14 protein-coding genes and 1 tRNA gene are annotated in these 19,137 nt (G+C 68.4%); 11 read left to right on the top strand and 4 right to left on the bottom strand.

Annotated features, from left to right (window positions below; translation table 11 throughout):
• The first annotated feature begins 2 nt into the window (after positions 1 to 2).
• The 4 genes from AC07DO_RS01730 (at position 3) to AC07DO_RS01745 (ending at position 7,267) form a co-directional block, all read left to right on the top strand.
• Positions 3 to 3,560, top strand: coding sequence for a type I restriction endonuclease subunit R (locus tag AC07DO_RS01730; protein ID WP_479056296.1), 3,558 nt, complete (start codon positions 3 to 5; stop codon positions 3,558 to 3,560).
• Positions 3,561 to 3,574: 14 nt separating this feature from the next.
• Complete coding sequence (locus AC07DO_RS01735) at positions 3,575 to 4,981, top strand: restriction endonuclease subunit S (RefSeq protein WP_479056297.1); 1,407 nt, start codon at positions 3,575 to 3,577, stop codon at positions 4,979 to 4,981.
• Complete coding sequence (locus tag AC07DO_RS01740) at positions 4,978 to 6,534, top strand: type I restriction-modification system subunit M (protein WP_479056299.1); 1,557 nt, start codon at positions 4,978 to 4,980, stop codon at positions 6,532 to 6,534. Before AC07DO_RS01735 ends, AC07DO_RS01740 begins: the two co-directional genes overlap by 4 nt.
• A gap of 79 nt (positions 6,535 to 6,613) precedes the next feature.
• The gene (locus tag AC07DO_RS01745; protein ID WP_479056301.1) at positions 6,614 to 7,267 is read left to right on the top strand and encodes a hypothetical protein; all 654 of its coding nucleotides are present in this window, start codon (positions 6,614 to 6,616) and stop codon (positions 7,265 to 7,267) included.
• 82 nt (positions 7,268 to 7,349) lie between these two features.
• Here the strand turns inward: AC07DO_RS01745 and AC07DO_RS01750 are convergent, their stop codons facing one another.
• From AC07DO_RS01750 to AC07DO_RS01760, 3 genes are all read right to left on the bottom strand, one after another.
• A complete protein-coding gene (locus AC07DO_RS01750) occupies positions 7,350 to 8,219 on the bottom strand; it encodes a CBS domain-containing protein (protein WP_479056302.1) in 870 nt (289 codons plus the stop codon).
• A 46-nt stretch (positions 8,220 to 8,265) separates the two neighbouring features.
• Entirely contained in the window at positions 8,266 to 8,880 is a 615-nt protein-coding gene (locus AC07DO_RS01755) for a hypothetical protein (protein WP_479056303.1), read from the bottom strand.
• A gap of 373 nt (positions 8,881 to 9,253) precedes the next feature.
• Positions 9,254 to 9,326: transfer RNA gene (locus tag AC07DO_RS01760), tRNA-Arg, on the bottom strand.
• A 308-nt stretch (positions 9,327 to 9,634) separates the two neighbouring features.
• Here AC07DO_RS01760 and AC07DO_RS01765 point away from each other — a divergent pair.
• The 7 genes from AC07DO_RS01765 (at position 9,635) to AC07DO_RS01795 (ending at position 18,595) form a co-directional block, all read left to right on the top strand.
• Positions 9,635 to 11,284 carry a dynamin family protein gene (locus AC07DO_RS01765; protein WP_479056305.1) on the top strand — a complete coding sequence of 550 codons (1,650 nt, stop codon included), beginning with the start codon at positions 9,635 to 9,637 and terminating at the stop codon, positions 11,282 to 11,284.
• Positions 11,281 to 13,239, top strand: a complete 1,959-nt coding sequence (locus AC07DO_RS01770) for a GTPase (RefSeq protein WP_479056307.1) — start codon at positions 11,281 to 11,283, stop codon at positions 13,237 to 13,239. The genes AC07DO_RS01765 and AC07DO_RS01770 overlap by 4 nt, the downstream gene beginning before the upstream one ends.
• A 121-nt stretch (positions 13,240 to 13,360) precedes the next feature.
• Entirely contained in the window at positions 13,361 to 13,804 is a 444-nt protein-coding gene (locus tag AC07DO_RS01775; protein WP_479056309.1) for a single-stranded DNA-binding protein, read from the top strand.
• A gap of 452 nt (positions 13,805 to 14,256) precedes the next feature.
• Positions 14,257 to 15,615 carry a Cys-Gln thioester bond-forming surface protein gene (locus AC07DO_RS01780; RefSeq protein ID WP_479057495.1) on the top strand — a complete coding sequence of 453 codons (1,359 nt, stop codon included), beginning with the start codon at positions 14,257 to 14,259 and terminating at the stop codon, positions 15,613 to 15,615.
• Positions 15,616 to 15,790: 175 nt separating this feature from the next.
• Positions 15,791 to 17,455 carry an energy-dependent translational throttle protein EttA gene (ettA, locus tag AC07DO_RS01785; protein WP_479056310.1) on the top strand — a complete coding sequence of 555 codons (1,665 nt, stop codon included), beginning with the start codon at positions 15,791 to 15,793 and terminating at the stop codon, positions 17,453 to 17,455.
• A gap of 7 nt (positions 17,456 to 17,462) precedes the next feature.
• Positions 17,463 to 17,912: an acyl-CoA thioesterase gene (locus AC07DO_RS01790; protein ID WP_479056311.1), complete on the top strand. Its 450-nt coding sequence runs from the start codon at positions 17,463 to 17,465 to the stop codon at positions 17,910 to 17,912.
• Positions 17,909 to 18,595 (top strand): DUF8185 domain-containing protein, encoded by a 687-nt coding sequence (locus AC07DO_RS01795; protein WP_479056312.1) that lies wholly within the window; start codon positions 17,909 to 17,911, stop codon positions 18,593 to 18,595. The genes AC07DO_RS01790 and AC07DO_RS01795 overlap by 4 nt, the downstream gene beginning before the upstream one ends.
• Before the next feature lie 36 nt (positions 18,596 to 18,631).
• Here the strand turns inward: AC07DO_RS01795 and AC07DO_RS01800 are convergent, their stop codons facing one another.
• Positions 18,632 to 19,036, bottom strand: a complete 405-nt coding sequence (locus AC07DO_RS01800; protein WP_409237345.1) for a globin — start codon at positions 19,034 to 19,036, stop codon at positions 18,632 to 18,634.
• Between the last annotated feature and the right edge of the window lie 101 nt (positions 19,037 to 19,137).

Consider the following 19,137-nt stretch of genomic DNA (forward strand, 5'->3'; position numbering starts at 1 on the left):
GGATGGACGACCGGCTTCGCGATTTCGCGAAGGGCTCACCGAACTTCGCGGTGCTGTATCAGCACCAGCCTCTGTTGGCTCTGTACGGAGCGTCGGCCGAGGCGACAGTCTTCAGCAACCCCAATTCGTCCTTGGTGCAAGCCGGCCAGTTCGGAGAGGTTCTCGCCGAGGAACTAGTCGCCCGGATCGGGATGCGTATTGAGGGAGACCGCCAGATTGACCGGCTGACCGCGCTCACACGCGCCGGAGTCCTCGTCTCCGAGATTCGTGACGACTTCGACAGGTTGCGCCGAGACCGGAACAGGGCAGCTCACAGTCACCTTTTCGACACCTCGCGGGCTCTTGCCGCCGTCCGTGTCTGCTACAAGCTCGGGCTGTGGTTCCATGACGCCATCGACGGACGCCGGACCGTGGCGGAGTTCGTGCCGCCCACGGATCCTGGTGCGACCGCCGAGGTCACAGACCCGGCCGAGCTGGCCGAGCTGCGGGAGGCCCTGGACGGCCACCGCCAAGCGCTTACTCAGGCCCGAACCCGGCTCGCCGAGTCCAGCGATGCTCTGGAGGCTGAGCGCAAGGCGCGCGCCGAGGCTGAGCGCCTGATCGCCAGCGCCGATACCAACAGGCGCGAACTGCTCGCCCGCGTCGAGCAATTGAGCGCGGAGATCGAGGGGCTGCGCAACGCCCAGCAGGCGAAGTACGACGCCGCTCGCAGGCAGCCGCGGCAGGTGGACGCCGGCAGTCGCGACGCCATCATCCACCGAGCCCAGCGGCCGGCCCCGCTCAACGAAGTGCAGGCCCGCGGCACCATCGACGCGATGCTCCGCGCCTCCGGCTGGCAGGTCCAGGACCGGGACCAGCTCAACCCGCAGGCCGGACAGGGCGTGGCCGTTCGCGAGTTCACGCTGGCCACGGGCCGCGCCGACTATGTGCTGTACGTCGACGGGCGCATCGTCGGCGTCATCGAGGCGAAGCGCGAGGGCGACCACCTCTCCAGCGCCGTCGAGCAGAACGACCGGTACGCGACCGGCGTGCTCAAGGAGCACCGGCTCGCGGTGTGGCGTGAGGCCGAGCCCTTCGCTTTCCGTTACGCGACCACTGGCGCGGAGACATACTTCGTCAACCGGCTCGACCCGGATGCCCGCTCCCGCGAGGTCTTCTCTTTCCACCGTCCGGAGACGATCGCAACCTGGGTGCGGCGGGCGGACGAGTCCCCTGGTTGCCCGACCTTCCGGGCAGCCTTGCGACAGCTGCCTGTGCTGGAGCCGAACGGACTGCGGCTTGCCCAGATCGACGCGATCTCCGGCCTGGAGGAGTCCCTGGGCGGGGACCGCGCGCGGGCGCTGATCCAGATGGCGACTGGCGCGGGCAAAACGTTCACGGCGGTAGCACAGACGTATCGCCTGCTCAAGCACGCCAAGGCCCGCCGGATCCTGTTCCTCGTCGACCGTAACAACCTGGGCAAGCAGGCGCTCGACGAGTTCCGAAAGTTCACCACGCCCGACGACGGCCGCAAGCTCTCCGACATCTACAACGTCGACCGGCTCGGCGCTTCCGGCCTTCAGGACACCTCGTCCGTCGTCATCTGCACGATCCAGAAGATGTACTCGCTGCTACGGGGCGAGACATTGACGGACGACGAGCAGGCGGACGCGGCGGCGGACAGCGCGGCGTATGAAGACACGTACGAGACTGCCGCGCCTATCGAGGTGTCGTACAACCCGGATGTGCCGATCGAGTCGTTCGACCTAATCGTCGTGGACGAGTGCCACCGTTCCATCTACGGCCTGTGGCGGGGTGTGCTGGAGTACTTCGACGCGCACCTCGTCGGTCTCACCGCCACCCCGAAGCCGCAGACGCTGGGTTTCTTCCACCGCAACCTGGTCTCCGAGTACACGTACCCGCAGGCGGTCGCGGACGGCGTGAACGTCGATTTCGACGTCGTACGCATCCGCTCCGATCTGCGCGAGAACGGCGTCGCCACCATCGAGTCGGGTACGACGATCAGGGTTCGGGACCGCAAGACGCGGCGGCAGCGTTACCAGGAGCTGGACGACGACTTCACGTACACGACCGGGCAGATCGGCCGGTCCGTGGTGACGGTCGACGAGATCCGGTCCGTGCTGACCGCCTACCGGGACAACTGGCGGAGCTGGTTCCCGGGGCGGACTGAGGTTCCCAAGACTCTGATCTTCGCGGTGGGTGAGGACCACGCAGAGGACGTCCTGGCCCAGGCGAAAGAGCTCTTCGGCCGCGGCGACGACTTCGCGAAGAAGATCACGTACAAGAGCCGGCAGGCCGGGGAGGACCCCGACGAGCTGATCCGCGCGTTGCGGACTTCGCCGAGGCTGCGGATCGCGGTCACGGTCGACATGATCGCGACGGGGACGGACGTGAAGGCCCTGGAGTGCGTGATTTTCCTGCGCGAGGTGCGCAGCGCTGTGCTCTTCGAGCAGATGAAGGGGCGTGGGGCGCGGACGATCGATGCGACCGAGCTCCAGGAGGTCACCCCGGACTCGGACGCGTCGGTGCGCAAGGACCGGTTCGTGTTGGTGGACGCGGTGGGTGTGACGGACTCGCCACTGGTCGATGCGCGGCCGCTCGTGCCAGCGAGCGAGCGGCAAGTATCGCTGGCCAAACTGCTGGACAAGGCTGGCACGAAGTCGATCAGCGCGAGCGAGGCCGAGACCCTGGCAGGGCGCTTGGCGCGTCTCAACCAGCAACTGACGGACGACGAGCGTGAGCAGTTGGAGCGGTCGGCAGGCGGCCGGACCCTGTCCCAGATCGCGGGCGCGATCGTCGCGGCCGTGGACCCGGACCGGCAGGAGCGGGTGCGCGATGAGCAGGGGGCGCGGGCTGCGCGTCAGCTGGTCGAGGACGCGATCGCGCCACTGACGGCTAGCCCCGAGCTGCGCCGGCAGATCATAGAGATCCGGCGGGACAAGGACTACGTCTTCGACGAGACGACTGCCGTGAACGTCAATCTGGAGGAGATCCCCCGGGAGGCTCGGGCGCGGGAGGAGATCGGCCGCTGGAGCCGCTTGCTGAAGGAGGAGCGGGACCGTATCGCGGCGGTGTCACTGGCGCTGAGCAGCCCCCGGACGATGTCGCCTTCGGAGGCGTACACGGCGCTGCGGGAGCTGGCCACTGAGATCCACCGCCCGCAGTTCGCGTGGACGCCGCACGTGCTGTGGACGTACTACGAAGACCTTGGCGCGGCGGCACACCGGCCGGGACGTGAAGCGGGCGTCCCCGATCTGATCTCGCTCATCCGGTATGAGTTGGGCGTGGATGAGGACCTTCGTCCGTACCGGGATACGGTGGAGCGGCGCTTCGAGGCGTGGCTGCTGAAGCAGGAGCAGGCCGGGGCGGACTTCTCGGAGGAACAGCTGTGGTGGCTGCGGGCCATACGGGATGTCGTCGCGAGTGATGTCGGGATCGGCACGCAGGAGTTCAACGCCGAGCCGTTCAAGGGGCGGGGCGGGGGGCGCGGGTTCCAGCATGCGTTTCCGGGGCGGGATGTTCGGGCTTTGCTTGGTGAGCTGAATCGGGAATTGGCTTGAGTGGGATTAGTGACATGAAGCTCCCGGCAGGGTGGGTGCAGACTACCTTGGGCGAGGTCGCGACATGGGGCAGCGGAGGAACCCCCAAGAGTGGTGTCGCCCAGTACTACGGTGGGGACATCCCGTGGATTCTGAGTGGCGACCTGGACGACAAGCCACTCCATGAGGCCACATCGAAGATTACCCCTGATGGCTTGAATTCAAGCTCGGCGAAATGGGTTCCCGAAGGTTCCGTCCTAATCGCCATGTACGGCGCAACGATCGGGAAGCTGGCGATCACACGGCGATCTGTAACCACTAATCAGGCAGTGGCGTTCGCAACTCCTTTCCGGGATCTCATGGATGAGCGATTCCTATTCTGGTACCTGCGTTCTCAGCGCGACGCATTGCGTAAGACCGGAAAAGGTGGAGCTCAACCGAACATTAGCCAGACCATCCTCAAAGCGTGGCCCGTTGTCGTGCCACCGCTAGCGGAGCAGCAGCGCATCGTCGAGGCCCTCGAAGGCCACCTTTCTCGCCTCGATGCCGCCACAAGTGAAGTTGAGGCGGCGCTTGGAAAGGTTGTGGCCTTGCGAAGGGCTGCTCTCATGCGGTTCGTTCCAGAAATGACGCCTGATTCCTGGAAAATGACTACCACCGGAGAAGCTGGTGCAATTGACCTCGGGCGCCAGCGGCACCCTGACTGGCATCACGGTCCCGAGATGCGGCCATACTTGCGTGTAGCGAACGTATTTGAAGATCGCATCGACGTCTCAGACGTGATGGAGATGGACTTCTCCGGCGTGTTCGAAAAGTACCGACTAAAGCCAGGTGACGTTCTTCTAAATGAAGGGCAGAGCCCGCACCTTGTAGGGCGTCCGGCTCTGTATCGAGGGGATCCGGAGAAAGTCGCCTTTACCAATACCTTGCTCCGCTTTCGGGCTCGCTCTGATGTGCTCCCAGAGTGGGCACTGATGGTGTTCCGGCGACACATGCACGCTCGTCGTTTTATGCGAGAGGTTCGCATTACGACCAACATTGCTCACCTGTCGGCAAAGCGCCTTAAAAGTGTGGAATTTCCCATTCCTCCGCTCGATGAGCAGAAGCGCCTGGTCCAATCCTGCGAAGAGCTTATGAGTAATGCCGATGCCTTGGAACGTACGTTGCGGCGCAGCCGACTGCGGGCGATGCATTTGCGTCAGACTCTCTTTGGCCGCGCCTTTACGGGGGGGCTTGTCCCCCAAGACCCCGCTGACGAACCCGCCTCCGCCCTTCTCGACCACATCCGCGCCGAGCGCGAGGCGCAGAACGGCGGCAAGGGCGCAGCCAAGCGCGCTAACCGTCGCCCGCACAAGGTTACGGCCACCGGAGACGTCCCGCCGCCCCCGCCCCCCTCAAGCCCCTCCCCCACCACCGCCGTTCAGCAGGAGCTCCCGCTGTGACCCCCGCCACCACCGCCCAGGCAAGTGCCCAGACCAGCACCCTGGTCGCCAAGCTCTGGAACTACTGCAACGTTCTGCGGGACAACGGCCTGTCGACCATTGAGTACGTCGAGCAGCTCTCCTACCTGCTCTTCCTGAAGATGGCCGACGAGATCGCCTCGGACCCCTTCACCGAGGAGGAGGCCAAAACAGTCGTACCCGCCGCGTATGACTGGAAGTCGCTCGCCCGTCTCAAGGGCATTGATCTCGAAGTGCACTACCGCGAGATCCTCGCCGCCCTCGCCAAAAACCCTGGCACCACCCTCGGCACGATCTTCGCCAAGTCCCAGAACCGGATCACCGAACCCGCCCTCCTAGAAAAGCTGGTCGTCGATCTGATCGGCAAGGAGGACTGGACGATCCAGGGGACCGACCTCAAGGGCGACGCCTATGAAGGGCTGCTCGCCAGGGGGGCTGAGGACACCAAGACTGGGGCCGGGCAGTACTTCACCCCCCGCGCGCTCATCGACGCGATGGTCGACGTGATGCAGCCCCGTCCCGAGGACACCATCACGGACCCTGCCTGTGGCACTGGCGGCTTCCTCATCGCGGCCCACAGCTACATTCGCAAGCACCACATGCAGAATCTTTCGCGCGAGCAGCGACTTGCTCTCGGCAACGGGAAGATCTGGGGCAACGAGCTAGTGACCGGTACCGCGCGGCTCGCAGCGATGAACATGCTGCTCCATGGGATCGGTGACGCCGACGGGCCGTCGCTCATCACCGAAGGTGATGCGCTCGCCGAGCAGCCTGGTCGGCACGCCTCCCTCGTTCTCGCCAACCCACCCTTCGGTAAGAAGTCGGCGATCACGGTCATCGGCACGGACGGCAAGGCCGAGAAGGAGGACATCTCCTACGAGCGTGACGACTTCCGCGCCACCACCACGAATAAGCAGCTCAACTTCCTCCAGCACATCATGTCGCTGATGGAGATGAACGGACGTGCCGCTGTCGTCCTGCCCGACAACGTCCTCTTCGAAGGCGGGGCCGGCGAGAAGGTACGACGGCGACTGCTTGAGGACTTCGACCTGCACACCATCTTGCGGCTGCCCACCGGCATTTTCTACGCGGGCGGCGTCAAGGCCAATGTCCTGTTCTTCGAGAAGCGGCCGCCTCGCAGTGAAGGGGCCAACACCTCCAAGCTTTGGGTGTACGACTTCCGAACCGGCAAGCACTTCACCCTGAAGCAGCACCCGTTGCGGCGGGCCGACTTGGACGAGTTCGTCGAGGCGTACCTGCCGGACAAGCCGCGCAGCGAACGCGTCGAGAGTGAGCGGTTCAAAGCCTTCGACTACGACGAACTCATCGCCCGTGACAAGGTCAACCTTGACATCACCTGGATGAAGGACCCGGCTCTCGACGATTCCGACAGTCTCCTCCCACCCGAGGTGATCGCCCAGGAGATCGTCGAGGACCTGCAAGCGGCCCTCAGCGAGTTCGCCGCCATCGCCGAAGCTCTCGGCGGCGAAGTCCCGGCTGACACCGACGAGATCCAGCCAACTGGAACCGACTAATCTACAAGTGAGTTGCCCTCCTCCCCGCTCTGGCCGGATTCTGTTTCGTGAGGTCCAGCGAGACGGGGAGAAGAGTTCCATGCCGGTGGCAGCACATCCACAGACGCGCGAGTTCCGGGCGTTCCTGACCAACCTTGAGTACGCCCGGAAGATGGTCGTCGCCGGCCAAAGCCTGGCCGCGTTCCAGTCCCCGGTCATCGACATCGGCGATTTCTATCGTGCTGCCTGGGTGCAGGCTGTCAGCGCCATCGACCACTGGTTCCACGAGGAGTTGTACCGGCGCGTCGCCGAGCTGGCTGCCGAGGACAGCCCTGGCATGCCGTACCAACTGACTAGATTCGAGCTGCCGTTGGTCAAGGTCGAGGAGGTGCGGCGGGGTGCGACCACTCTCGCCGATGCCGTCTCAGAGCATGTCAAGGCGAAGTGGGGCAACGCCGCTCTCCAGAACCCTCGAAAGATCAGCGAGGCGCTGAAGCTGGTCACCGAAGAGGACATCTGGGCCAAGGCCGCCGTCCAGCTCAACCAGTGGAATCACGACCGTACGTCGTTCAACGCGCAGTCCCTCAAGCAGCAGTACATCTCGATTACCGACCGCCGCAATCGCATCGCCCATGACGCGGACCTGCTCGACGGCGACCTCAAGCGCCGCCGCGCGATCTCCGACGCTGAGGTCACGGACGCGATCGACTGGGTCGAGCGGATCGCTCTCGCCATCGCAGCAGTACTGGGCTGATCTCGATAAGTTGAGAAGAACTGAGACAGATGGCATCGCTCCGCGCTGATCGACCAGCGCGGAGCGATGCCATCTGTCCTGATCACGGCCGTGGGTCGTGGTCGATCAGCTTCAGCAGGCTCAGCAGCTGCTTGGTCTCCGTCAGTGCCTCAGTTTTCGTCTCTGGGGCGTCCATGTCCCAGTGAGCCAGTTCGTTCCGATAGTCCTTGACGGCGGTGACGCGCAGGACGAGATCGTCCTGCTCGTACGGCCACGCCAGCCTCGCCCAGCAGGCATTGTCCTTGAGGGCTTCCGGATACTGGCCGAGAGTGAGGTACTTGCCTGCGGCGCGTGTCTTGCGCACTCCCGAACCCGTGGGCAGCTCGTCCACGGGCAGCCGATCGGTGAGGCGACGCAGCCGCCGCTCCGCCTCGCCGAGAAGGATGAACGGCTCAACCCGGAGCTTGAGCTGGTCGGCCAAGTCGGATGCGGTGAGGATGCCGAGCACGAGATTGTCGCCGTCGGTGACGATGAGGAAGCCGTGGCGCTGGATGTCGTCGATGCGGACGAACAGCTCCTCCTGCTCCTGAGCGGTCAGCGGATGAGGATCCAGGGCTGCGGCTATGGTGGCGCCGCGGTGCCCCAACTGGGCACGGGCGATACTCTCCCAGGTGACGACCCCACGCAGCACGTTGTTCCGGTTCACCACCGGAAGCTGCGAGAAGTCACCCTGGACCATGCGTGTGATGGCGCGGCTGAGCGGTTCGTCGAAGCCGACCGTGACCACGTCGCGGGCGAAGGGGAGGCTGCCGATGCGCCAATGGCGACTCAGATCCTCGCCCGCGGCCCTTGTGGGCGTGTGACCAAGGTCTGTCCCCGGAGGCTCCTGAGCTGCCTCTCCCGTCAGGGTGGTCTCCTCCGCGGAGACCGTGACCAGGCCGTCGAGCTGGACTTCCGTGAAGTGCGGGGCCACCTGCAGACCACGAGCCGCAAGCTCCCGGTCGACGAGGTCGATGACATCACCGGTGCGCCTCCCAGCCCCACAGGCCGATCAGGTCCCGGGCGGTCAGCTGTCGGGTGCCCTCGTCGCGCACATCCTGCTCCAGCGCCTCGGGGTCCGCAGGCGGCTCCACGGCGCCCTTGTAGCCCGGGTCGACACCGGTCTGCGCCAGTGTCTCGACACGGTGTGCTGCGTCACGGCGGCGCAGCTCGCTCACGGTCAGGAACGCGCCGATGCTGTCCCGGAGGTCGCCACCGATCGCGGCCCGCTCGACCTGGGTGCGCACCCACTCCACCTTGCGCGTGTGCCGGAAGCCGGGGGCGGCCTCGCTCCGGTACTCGTACCCCTCGGTCAGTCGCCCGATGGCGACGACTCCCAGGAACTTGCGGGGCATCACGACCAGATCCCCGGTCTCCATCGTGATGAAGCGCCACAGCTGGTGCTTCCAGTTGTCCACCCTGCCGGGCAGCTCATCCGGATATGCCCGCGCCAGCACATCCCCCACATCGGCGATCGAAGCGCAGCTGCTCAGATCGCCGACCTCCTCCCAGCCGGCGATCACCACACCCTCGTCCAGTGCCTGCTCTTCGCGCTCTCCGTGCTGGCCCCCGCGGACCGTCCAAGCTCTGACCATGGTTCCCCACCCGTAAAGCCCTCCAGCCGCATCCCCGTCGGGCGGCTCGCGTCGGGGATGAATCTACGTGCGCGTTGCGGCGTGACGACAGGTGCGGAGCAGATTGAGCCAGCAGCCAAGAACAGGGCAGGCGCCGCTTTGGCGCCTGCCCTGTTCTTGGCTGGCAGGTCATCAGTATGGCTCTGACCAGGGGCGACTCTCTGGCGAGTGGCGGCTAGGCGTATGTCGGTGCCGCAACCGGGGGACGTATGTGGGACGCGGTCCCTCAATCGGGGGTGTATATACCCACAAAATACCCTCACAGGCACTGAAAAAGCCCTCCGCGGGCGATCTCGCGAAGGGCTAAAAACAGCCTCTGACCTGCATAAACGAGCGCCCCCGGCAGGACTCGAACCTGCGGCCAAGCGCTTAGAAGGCGCCTGCTCTATCCACTGAGCTACGGGGGCCGGGTGTGGCTTGGTGGCACGGAGCCGGATGTGGGGGTGATCCGTGACCTTGCCGGGGACAAGGATAGGGCTCCCAGGTCCCTGTCCCTGATGCTTCGCCTCCGCGCCGTGATGTGGAGGTTCGGTGAAGCGATCCTGATAATCGCAGGCAGGTGCGAATCTCGCATCGCTTTTGGCGTCTCACGCCCCGGGTGTTGTGCACTCGTTATGCCTGCGCCCCGGTCGCCCCTTCCCTCACCTGCGTCCGATCGGCGCGCAGAGGCGTCCATATGCTTCAGAAAGGCGCCAAAATTGGGCATTCTTCGCATGTGGTGACCTTGGACGTACGGCCTCAGTTGCTTGACGCACTCTCCGCCCTGCGCGAGCGTGTCGCCGCCGCACGCTTTCCGCTCCCCCTGCCGGGAGCGCCACGCGCGCGTGCCAACCGGGACGAGTTGCTGGCACAGCTCGATGACTATCTCGTGCCCCGACTCAAGGCCCCCGAAGCGCCTCTTCTCGCCGTCGTCGGCGGATCCACCGGGGCCGGCAAGTCCACCCTCGTGAACTCCCTCGTGGGGCGACAGGTCAGTGAGGCGGGTGTGCTGCGGCCCACCACCCGCACGCCGGTGCTCGTCTGCCATCCGGAGGACCATCACTGGTTCTCCGGGATGCGGATCCTGCCCGACCTCACGCGCGTGTGGGTGCCCCGGCAGGACCCCGGGGAGGAGGGAAGCGAAGGGGAACAGGACGACGGCGGAGACGTGCCGGACGTCGTCGGTGAGGAGGAGCGCGCGCTACGCATCGAGACCGCACCCAGCCTCCCCCGTGGACTCGCCCTCCTGGACGCACCCGACATCGACTCCCTCGTCGCCGACAACCGCGTCCTGGCCGCCGAACTCATGTCCGCGGCCGACGTATGGGTGATGGTCACCACCGCGTCGCGGTACGCCGACGCCGTCCCCTGGCATCTGCTGCGCACCGCGAAGGAACACGACGCCACCCTCGTCACGGTCCTCGACCGCGTGCCGCACCAGGTGGTGACCGAGGTGTCACGGCAGTACGGAGCACTGCTCGCCAAGGCCGGCCTGGGCGACGTACCGCGCTTCACCGTGCCCGAACTGCCCGAGTCCGCGGGCGGTGGCGGGCTGCTCCCCGCCACCGCCGTCGCACCCCTGCGCGCCTGGCTCGCCCACCACGCCCAGGAACCCGCCGTCCGAGCCCAGGCCGTCGCCCGTACCGCCCTGGGGGCCATCCGGTCCCTCGACTCGCGCATGCCGGAGCTCGCGGGCGCCGTCGCCGCCCAGTACGCCGCCGCGCTGCGGCTCACCTCCGCCGTCGACGAGGCGTACGAGAACGAGCACGCGCGCGTGGGGAGGCGATTGCGGGCGGGCGGAGTACTGGCCGGCGGTGCCTTGAAGCGCTGGCGCAGCTACCCGCTCGACTGCGGGGCCGGCGAACTGCTCGACGCCATCGCCGAGAGCCTGGAGGCGCTGCTGCTGTGCGCCGTCACCGCCGCCGACGAACGCATCGACGAGGCCTGGCGGCGCGAACCCGCCGCCGGAGCCCCGGCCCTGGCCGGCCGCGACCCGGAGATCGAGACCGCCGAGCACCGCATCGGGATGGCGGTACGCAGGTGGCGGCGCGAACTGGAGGAGTACGCGGAGGACGAGGTGCGCTGCCTCGAACGGGTCGACAAGAACGGCCTGCCCGACCCCGAGGTGGTCGCCGCGCTGCTCGCCACGGCGCTGCTCGGCGGGCGCCGGGCGCGTGCGGCCGGGGAGGTGCTCGCCGAGCGGATCGGCGCGCAGGCCGCCGTCCGACTGCGCGACCGGGGCGGACGCCTGCTGACCGACTACCTGGAGAGAGTCCTCGACGCCGAGCGGGAGCGCAGACTCGCCCCCTTGGACGCCCTCGAAGTGCACCCCGAACCCCAGGCCGAGCTGATCGCCGCCCTGTCCGTACTGCAGAAGGAGAGGTGACCGCGGTGACCGCCGTCACTGATCACGCCGATCCCGTCGATCCCGCAGATCGCGCCGGCCGGGCGCACAACAGCGACCGGGACCGGGACCGGGAGCGCGGCCCGGGCCGGGACCGCGGCCGCGGCACGTCCGACGCCGACGCCGCCCGCGAGACCCCCGCGAGCCGCGACGAACGCACCGACAGCCGTTCCGGGCGTGCCTGGGACGACGGCCTCATCGCCCGCCGCGTCGAAGACGCGCAACGGCCGCCGGGCGGCGGGAGCGCGGACCTGGACATCAGCGGCGGGGCCCGCTCGTACGCCCCGGCCCCCTCCGCGTCCCCCACCCCCTCCTACGGGAACCCCCTGCGGACCCGCCTCGACGCCCTGCGCGAACTCGTCGGGCTCTCCCGCACCCGCCTCGACAGCGGCACGCTCGCCGAGGCCGGGCGTGTCCTGGACGAGGCCGCGGCCCGGCGAAGGCTCTCCGAACGGCACACCGTCGTGGCCATCGCCGGGGCCACCGGCAGCGGCAAGTCGACGCTCTTCAACTCGCTCGCCGGAGTGATGATCTCGGAGACCGGTGTGCGCAGGCCGACCACCGCCGCGCCCATCGGGTGCAGCTGGACGGACGGCGCGGCGGGCCTCCTCGACCGGCTCGGGATCCCCGGACGCCTGCGCCGGCGCCCGCTCCAGGGGCCCGGTGCCGACGAGCTCCAGGGGCTCGTCCTGATCGACCTGCCCGACCACGACTCGGCGGTGGGCGAGCACCGCGAGCACGTCGACCGCATCCTGGCCCTCGTGGACGCCGTGATCTGGGTCGTCGACCCGGAGAAGTACGCCGACGCGATGCTCCACGAACGCTATCTGCGCCCCATGGCAGGCCACGCCGAAGTCACCTTCGTGGTGCTCAACCAGATCGACCGGCTGCCAGGGGACGCCGCCGACCAGGTCCTCGACGACCTGCGGCGGCTCCTCGACGACGACGGCGTCGCCCTGGGCGAGCACGGGGAGCCGGGCGCCACCGTGCTCGCGATCTCCGCGCTGACCGGCGAGGGCGTCGCCGAACTGCGGGAAGCACTGGGGCAGTTCACCCAGGAGAGGGGCGCCGCGGCCCGCCGCATCTCCGCGGACGTGGACGCCGCCGCGGAACGTCTGCGTCCGGTGTACGTCTCCGGGGTGCACTCCGGCCGCAACCGCGGGCGGATCGGGCTCAGCGAGGAAGCCCGCGAGGAGTTCGCCGACCGGCTCGCGGACGCCGTGGGCGCGGCGGCCGCCGGGGACGCCGCTGAGCGGTCCTGGCGCAGGCACGCGGGCAAGGCGTGCGGGGACCCGTGGTTCAGGCTGTGGCGCTGGTACGAGGCGCGACGCTTCTCGCAGGGCGTTCCGACGCCCGTCGCCCTCGCCCCCGTGGACGAGGAGGCCACGGCGCGCCAGCGGGTGGAGCACGCCGTGCGCACGGTGGCCGACGAGGCGGCGAGGGGGCTGCCCCTGCCCTGGGGGCAGGCCGTGCGGGAGGCCGCGGTGCGGGGTGCCGAGGGGCTGCCGGAGGCGCTCGACGAGCTGGCGGTGACGGTGGGGGTGCCGGGCGGGCGGCCGCCGCGCCCCGGCTGGTGGCCGGTCGCGGTCCTGGCGCAGGCGGCGATGACGTTGCTGCAAGTCGTGGGCGGCGTCTGGCTGGTGGGCCAGATCATCGGGGTCGCCACGCCGAACCTGGGCGTTCCGGTGCTGTTGATGCTGGCGGGCATCGTGGGAGGTCCGTGCGTGGAGTGGACGAGCCGGATGGCGGCGCGGGGGCCAGCGCGCCGGTACGGGAACGACGCGGAACGGCGGCTGCGGGAGGCGGCGGCCGGGTGCGGACGGGCGAGGGTCCTCGATCCGGTGGCGGCGGAGCTGCTGCGGTACCGGGAGGTCAGGGAGCAGTTCGTGCGGGTGTCCGGGGAGCTGTCCGGGGCCGCCCGTTCCCCGATCGGGTGACGGAGTTTTCCCCAACCAGGCGGTGGTCCACAGAGCTCAGCGGGATCTCCCCGACCGGTGCAACCTGGGATCACAGCCGCGGGGCTGCACAAGACGGATGAAGCGGGGGAGGGGTTCGGCGATGAACGAGACCTTGGTGACGGTGGTGGGGAACGTCGCGACGACGCCGGTGTACCGGGAGCTGCCGTCGGGACCGGTGGCGCGGTTCCGGCTCGCGGTGACGGCGCGGTACTACGACGGGGCGAAGAGCACATGGACCGACGGGCACACCAACTTCTTCACGGTCTGGGCGTGGCGGGCGCTCGGCACGAACGTGCAGGGGTCGGTGTCCGTGGGCGAACCGGTCATCGTGCAGGGCAGGTTGAAGGTGCGCGACGAGGAGCGGGGTGGGCAGCACTGGACGTCGGCGGACATCGAGGCAGTGGCCATCGGCCACGATCTGTCGCGCGGCACGGCGGCGTTCAGAAGGGTGGGCAGGGGCAATCCGGCACTGACGGATCCGGCGTCGGGGCGGGGCGCGGGTACGGCCGGGGCGCGGGAGATGCAGCCCGAGCCAGTGGGGTGACGGCCAGTCAGGGACAGAGCCACGGGAGGTCCGTCGGTCGTGGCGGGCGTCGCGCCCGGACGCGACCGAAGTGTGGCATATCGGTGAATGGGCGCCGTTGATTTGTCGATAAGCCCAGCTCGGAGCGGTTGTTGGGGATAACGATTCCGAGTCGGATCCGCCGTCCGGTGATCTGCGTAGGGATCGTGATGCGGCGTTTCCTTAGGATGCCGAACGTAGCTCACGGGGCAGTCGGCAGGTGATGTCACGCAGGTGGCAGATGAACCTGCCCCTTTCAGTCTGCTGGCGGGACCACCCCCCACGTTGTGAACGGGTCCCGCCCGGAGGGGAATTCAGTGTTTTCTGCGTTGTCCATACGTAGCCGAAGCCGAAGCCGGGGCCGCGACGGAAGCCGGAGCCGCGCCCGACGCCAGGGCCTCGGCCACGGCCGGGGCGCCGCCCGGCTCGCCGCGGTGACCGCGGCGGCGGGTCTGGCCCTGGCGGGCGGGGTGACCTTCGCGGGCGCGGCCGCGGCGGAGGAGACGCCGGCGCACCGGGGCGGAGCCGTCGCGACGCTGGGCGGGCTGCAGACGTTCGACCAGGCCGTCATCCGTGACAACGGCATCTCACAGCGGGTGCCCGCGGGACTCTTCGAGATGTCCGTGGAGGGCGGCGGCACCCTGCAGACGTACTGCATCGACATCCTGAACCCCACGCAGAAGGACGCCAAGTACCAGGAGACCCCCTGGAGCGGCACCTCGCTGAACGGCAACCGGGACGCGGGCAGGATCCGCTGGATCCTGCAGCACTCGTACCCGCAGGTGAACGACCTCGCCGCGCTGGCCCGCAAGGCCGGGGTGCGGTCCCTCACCGCGCAGACCGCCGCGGCCGGCACCCAGGTGGCGATCTGGCGGTACTCCGACGGCGCGAAGGTCGACGCCGTCGACCCGCAGGCGGAGAGACTCGCCGACTACCTCTTCAAGAGCGCGCGGAACAGCGCCGAGCCCAAGGCGTCGCTGACGCTGGAGCCGCCGGCCGTGTCGGGCCGTGCGGGGGAGAAGCTCGGCCCGGTCACCGTGCGGACCGACGCCGAGTCGGTGACGGTCACGCCGCCCGCGGACTCCGAGACGAGCGGCGTGAAGGTCGTCGGCAAGAACGGCAAGCCGGTGAAGTCCGCGCGCGACGGCAGCCGTCTCTACTTCCACGTGCCGAAGGACGCCCCCGACGGCGCGGCCGCGCTGTCCGTGCAGACGTCGACCACCGTCCCGGTCGGGCGGGCCTTTGCGTCCGAGACCAGGAGCCAGACGCAGATCCTCGCGGGCTCCAGCGAGTCGACGGTGTCGGCAGTGGCGACCGCGAACTGGGCCGCCGAGGGGGCGCTGCCCGCCCTGTCGGCCGAGAAGAACTGCGCCAAGAGCGGGGTGGACATCACCGCGACCAACAAGGGCGACAAGCCGTTCACCTTCCGCCTGATGGGTTTCAAGCACACCATCAAGGCGGGCGCGTCACAGACGGTGACGATCCCGCTGCAGGAGGACCAGCCCTACGACTTCACGATCAACGGGCCGAACGGCTTCGAGAAACGGTTCAAGGGCGTGCTCGACTGCCGCACCGCGGGCGACACGGTCACGAGCAAGGCGGAGCCCGTCTCCCAGCCGAGCCCCGCGTCGGCGGGCGGCAGTGTCGGCGGCGGGGACCTCGCCGAGACCGGCAGCAGCAGCAACACCCCGCTGATCGTCGGCATCGCGGTGGCATTCGTCGTGGTCGGCGGCGCGGCGGTGTTCTTCCTCCGCAAGAAGGACGTCCCGACGGAGACCCCCACCGGGGAGTAGGTAGCGGTGTCCCACCGAGGAGTAGGCGGCCGGTGACGGAGGCGCGCGCGGTAGTCGTACGGCTACCGCGCGCGAGGCGGGGATCCGGTGGCCCACCATCCGGTTTCCGCCGGGGGCTGGCTGTACGGCAAGATGGGGTGTATCTGCCCACTCACTGATTGCCGGACGGTTTCTCTTGGCTGAGTACATCTACACCATGCGCAAGACGCGCAAGGCGCACGGCGACAAGGTGATCCTCGACGATGTCACCTTGAGCTTCCTTCCTGGCGCGAAGATCGGTGTCGTGGGCCCCAACGGCGCCGGTAAGTCCACGGTGCTGAAGATCATGGCCGGGCTCGAGCAGCCGTCCAACGGCGACGCGTTCCTCACGCCCGGGTTCAGCGTCGGCATCCTCATGCAGGAGCCGAAGCTCGACGAGTCCAAGACCGTCCTGGAGAACGTGCAGGACGGCGCCGCCGAGATCATGGGCAAGCTCAAGCGCTTCAACGAGGTCGCCGAGCTCATGGCGACCGACTACTCGGACGCGCTCATGGAGGAGATGGGCAAGCTCCAGGAGGACCTGGACCACGCCAACGCGTGGGACCTGGACGCCCAGCTGGAGCAGGCCATGGACGCGCTGGGCTGCCCGCCCGGCGACTGGCCCGTCGTGAACCTCTCCGGTGGTGAGAAGCGCCGCGTCGCGCTCTGCAAGCTCCTCATCGAGGCGCCCGACCTGCTCCTCCTCGACGAGCCCACCAACCACCTCGACGCCGAGTCGGTGAACTGGCTGGAGCAGCACCTCGCGCAGTACGCGGGTTGCGTCATCGCGGTCACCCACGACCGGTACTTCCTGGACAACGTCGCCCAGTGGATCCTCGAGCTCGACCGCGGCCGCGCGATCGCCTACGAGGGCAACTACTCCACGTACCTGGAGAAGAAGCAGTCCCGGCTCAAGGTCGAGGGCCAGAAGGACGCCAAGCGTGCGAAGCGTCTGAAGGAAGAGCTCGAGTGGGTGCGGTCGAACGCCAAGGGGCGGCAGGCCAAGTCCAAGGCGCGTCTGGCGCGCTACGAGGAGATGGCCGCCGAGGCGGACAAGATGCGGAAGCTGGACTTCGAGGAGATCCAGATCCCGCCGGGCCCGCGTCTCGGCTCGATCGTCGTCGAGGTCGAGCACCTGTCGAAGGCCTTCGGCGACAAGGTCCTCGTCGACGACCTCAGCTTCTCGCTGCCGCGCAACGGCATCGTCGGCATCATCGGCCCGAACGGCGCGGGCAAGACCACGCTGTTCAAGATGATCCAGGGCCTGGAGCAGCCGGACTCCGGCAGCATCAAGATCGGTGACACGGTCAAGGTCAGCTACGTCGACCAGGGCCGCGCCAACATCGACCCGAAGAAGACGCTGTGGGCCGTCGTCTCCGACGAGCTGGACTACATCAACGTCGGCCAGGTCGAGATGCCGTCGCGGGCGTACGTCTCCGCGTTCGGCTTCAAGGGCCCGGACCAGCAGAAGCCGGCCGGGGTGCTCTCCGGTGGTGAGCGCAACCGCCTCAACCTGGCGCTGACCCTCAAGGAGGGCGGCAACCTGCTCCTCCTCGACGAGCCGACGAACGACCTGGACGTCGAGACCCTGTCCTCCCTGGAGAACGCGCTCCTGGAGTTCCCGGGCGCCGCTGTCGTGATCTCCCACGACCGCTGGTTCCTCGACCGGGTCGCCACGCACATCCTGGCGTACGAGGGCGACTCCAAGTGGTACTGGTTCGAGGGCAACTTCGAGTCGTACGAGAAGAACAAGATCGAGCGTCTCGGCCCGGACGCGGCCCGTCCGCACCGCGCCACCTACAAGAAGCTCACCCGGGGCTGAGGCGACTGTGGCTCGACACCTATACCAATGCCCGCTCCGCTGGTCGGACATGGACGCCTTCGGGCACGTCAACAACGTCGTCTTCCTGCGGTACTTGGAAGAGGCGCGCATCGACTTCATGTTCCGGCTGGCGCCCGGTGACGGCTCGCCGTCGTTCTCCGGCGGGTCGGTCGTGGCCCGGCACGAGATCGACTACCTGCGGCCGCTGGTGCACCGGCACGAGCCGGTCACCATCGAGTCGTGGGTGACGAAGATCGGTGCGGCGTCGCTGACCATCGCGTACGAGATCAAGGACGCGCAGCAGGTGTACGTGCGGGCCTCCACCGTCGTCGTGCCCTTCGACCTGGAGGCGCAGCGACCGCGGCGGATCTCGGCCGAGGAGCGCTCGTTCCTCGAGGAGTACGTGGACGACAGCGCCGGAGGCGTCGAAGGCGGCTCGGGGGCGCTTGCCGCATGACCGCGCGGCTCCACTTCGCCGATGCCGGGGAGGCGGCTGACCTCGCCGCCTTCCTGGCCCGGCTGGTCCACTACGACAAGGCGGCCGCGGTGCGGCTGCAGGCCGCCGGGGACACGCTCGCCGTGTTCGGGCGGCCGCCGTCGTTCGAGGTGCTCGTCATCCGTACGGCACGGCTCGCCAAGCCGTACGAGTACGGACTCGACACCACGCTCGACGTCACCGTCTCCGCGGGCGAGTTCCTGGAACGCGTCGGCGAATCGGCGGAGTCCATGGAGACGGCGGGTGTCGCCGAGGTTCCCGCGGCCGTCACCGGACCGCCGTGGGCGGGCGTGCTGCCGCCGCGCGGCGGCTGGCGGCAGGAACCGGGGCTGCCCGCTCCGGAAGCGATGCGGTCCCTGGTCAAGCGGGCCGTCGCCGAATTCAGGTCGCGGGTCGAGGAGTTGCCGGCCGAGCGGCGCGTGCGTGCCGAACTCGACCGCGTGGGCCGGGAGATCTGGTCCCGGCCCGTCGCCGACACGCAACTCCCGGTCAGGGCGGCGCACGCGGCGCAGTCCCTCGGGTTCCTGCGGGGCGACGTGCTGACGCTGCTGTCCTCGGGAGCGTGGCTGCGGCTGCGCACGGCCTACGGGTCCGTCGCGGTGCGCCGCGCCGGAGTCGGAGGGCTCACGGTCACGCCCGCGTAGGAGCGGGCGCCACCGTGTCCCGGACGACCGCCGCTGTCAGCCCTCGGAGTTGACCATGGAAGCCGCGGCGTACGTCAGGTAGTTCCACAGCGTCCGCTCGTGCTCCTCGGAGAGGTCGAGCCGGTCGACCGCCGCACGCATGTGCTTCAGCCAGGCGTCGTGCGCGGCCCTGTCGACCGTGAACGGCGCGTGCCGCATGCGCAGCCGGGGGTGGCCGCGGTTGTCGCTGTAGGTACGGGGACCGCCCCAGTACTGCATCAGGAAGAGCGCGAGGCGCTCCTCGGCGGGCCCGAGGTCCTCCTCTGGGTACATCGGCCGCAGCAGCGGGTCCTCCGCGACCCCCTGGTAGAAGTAGTGCACCAGGCGTCGGAAGGTCTCCTCGCCGCCGACCTGCTCGTAGTAGGTCTGCTCCTGAAGCGTGCCGCGCGGGATATCTTTCACGCGTTCCATGGTCTCAGACGGGGCGGCCGAGTACGGAAGGCTTAGGACCATCGCCGATCACCGGGGTCCGCCCGGTGGCGGTAGCGGTGGTTCCGCCACTC

The sequence above is a fragment of the Streptomyces sp. NPDC045678 genome (assembly GCF_056432085.1).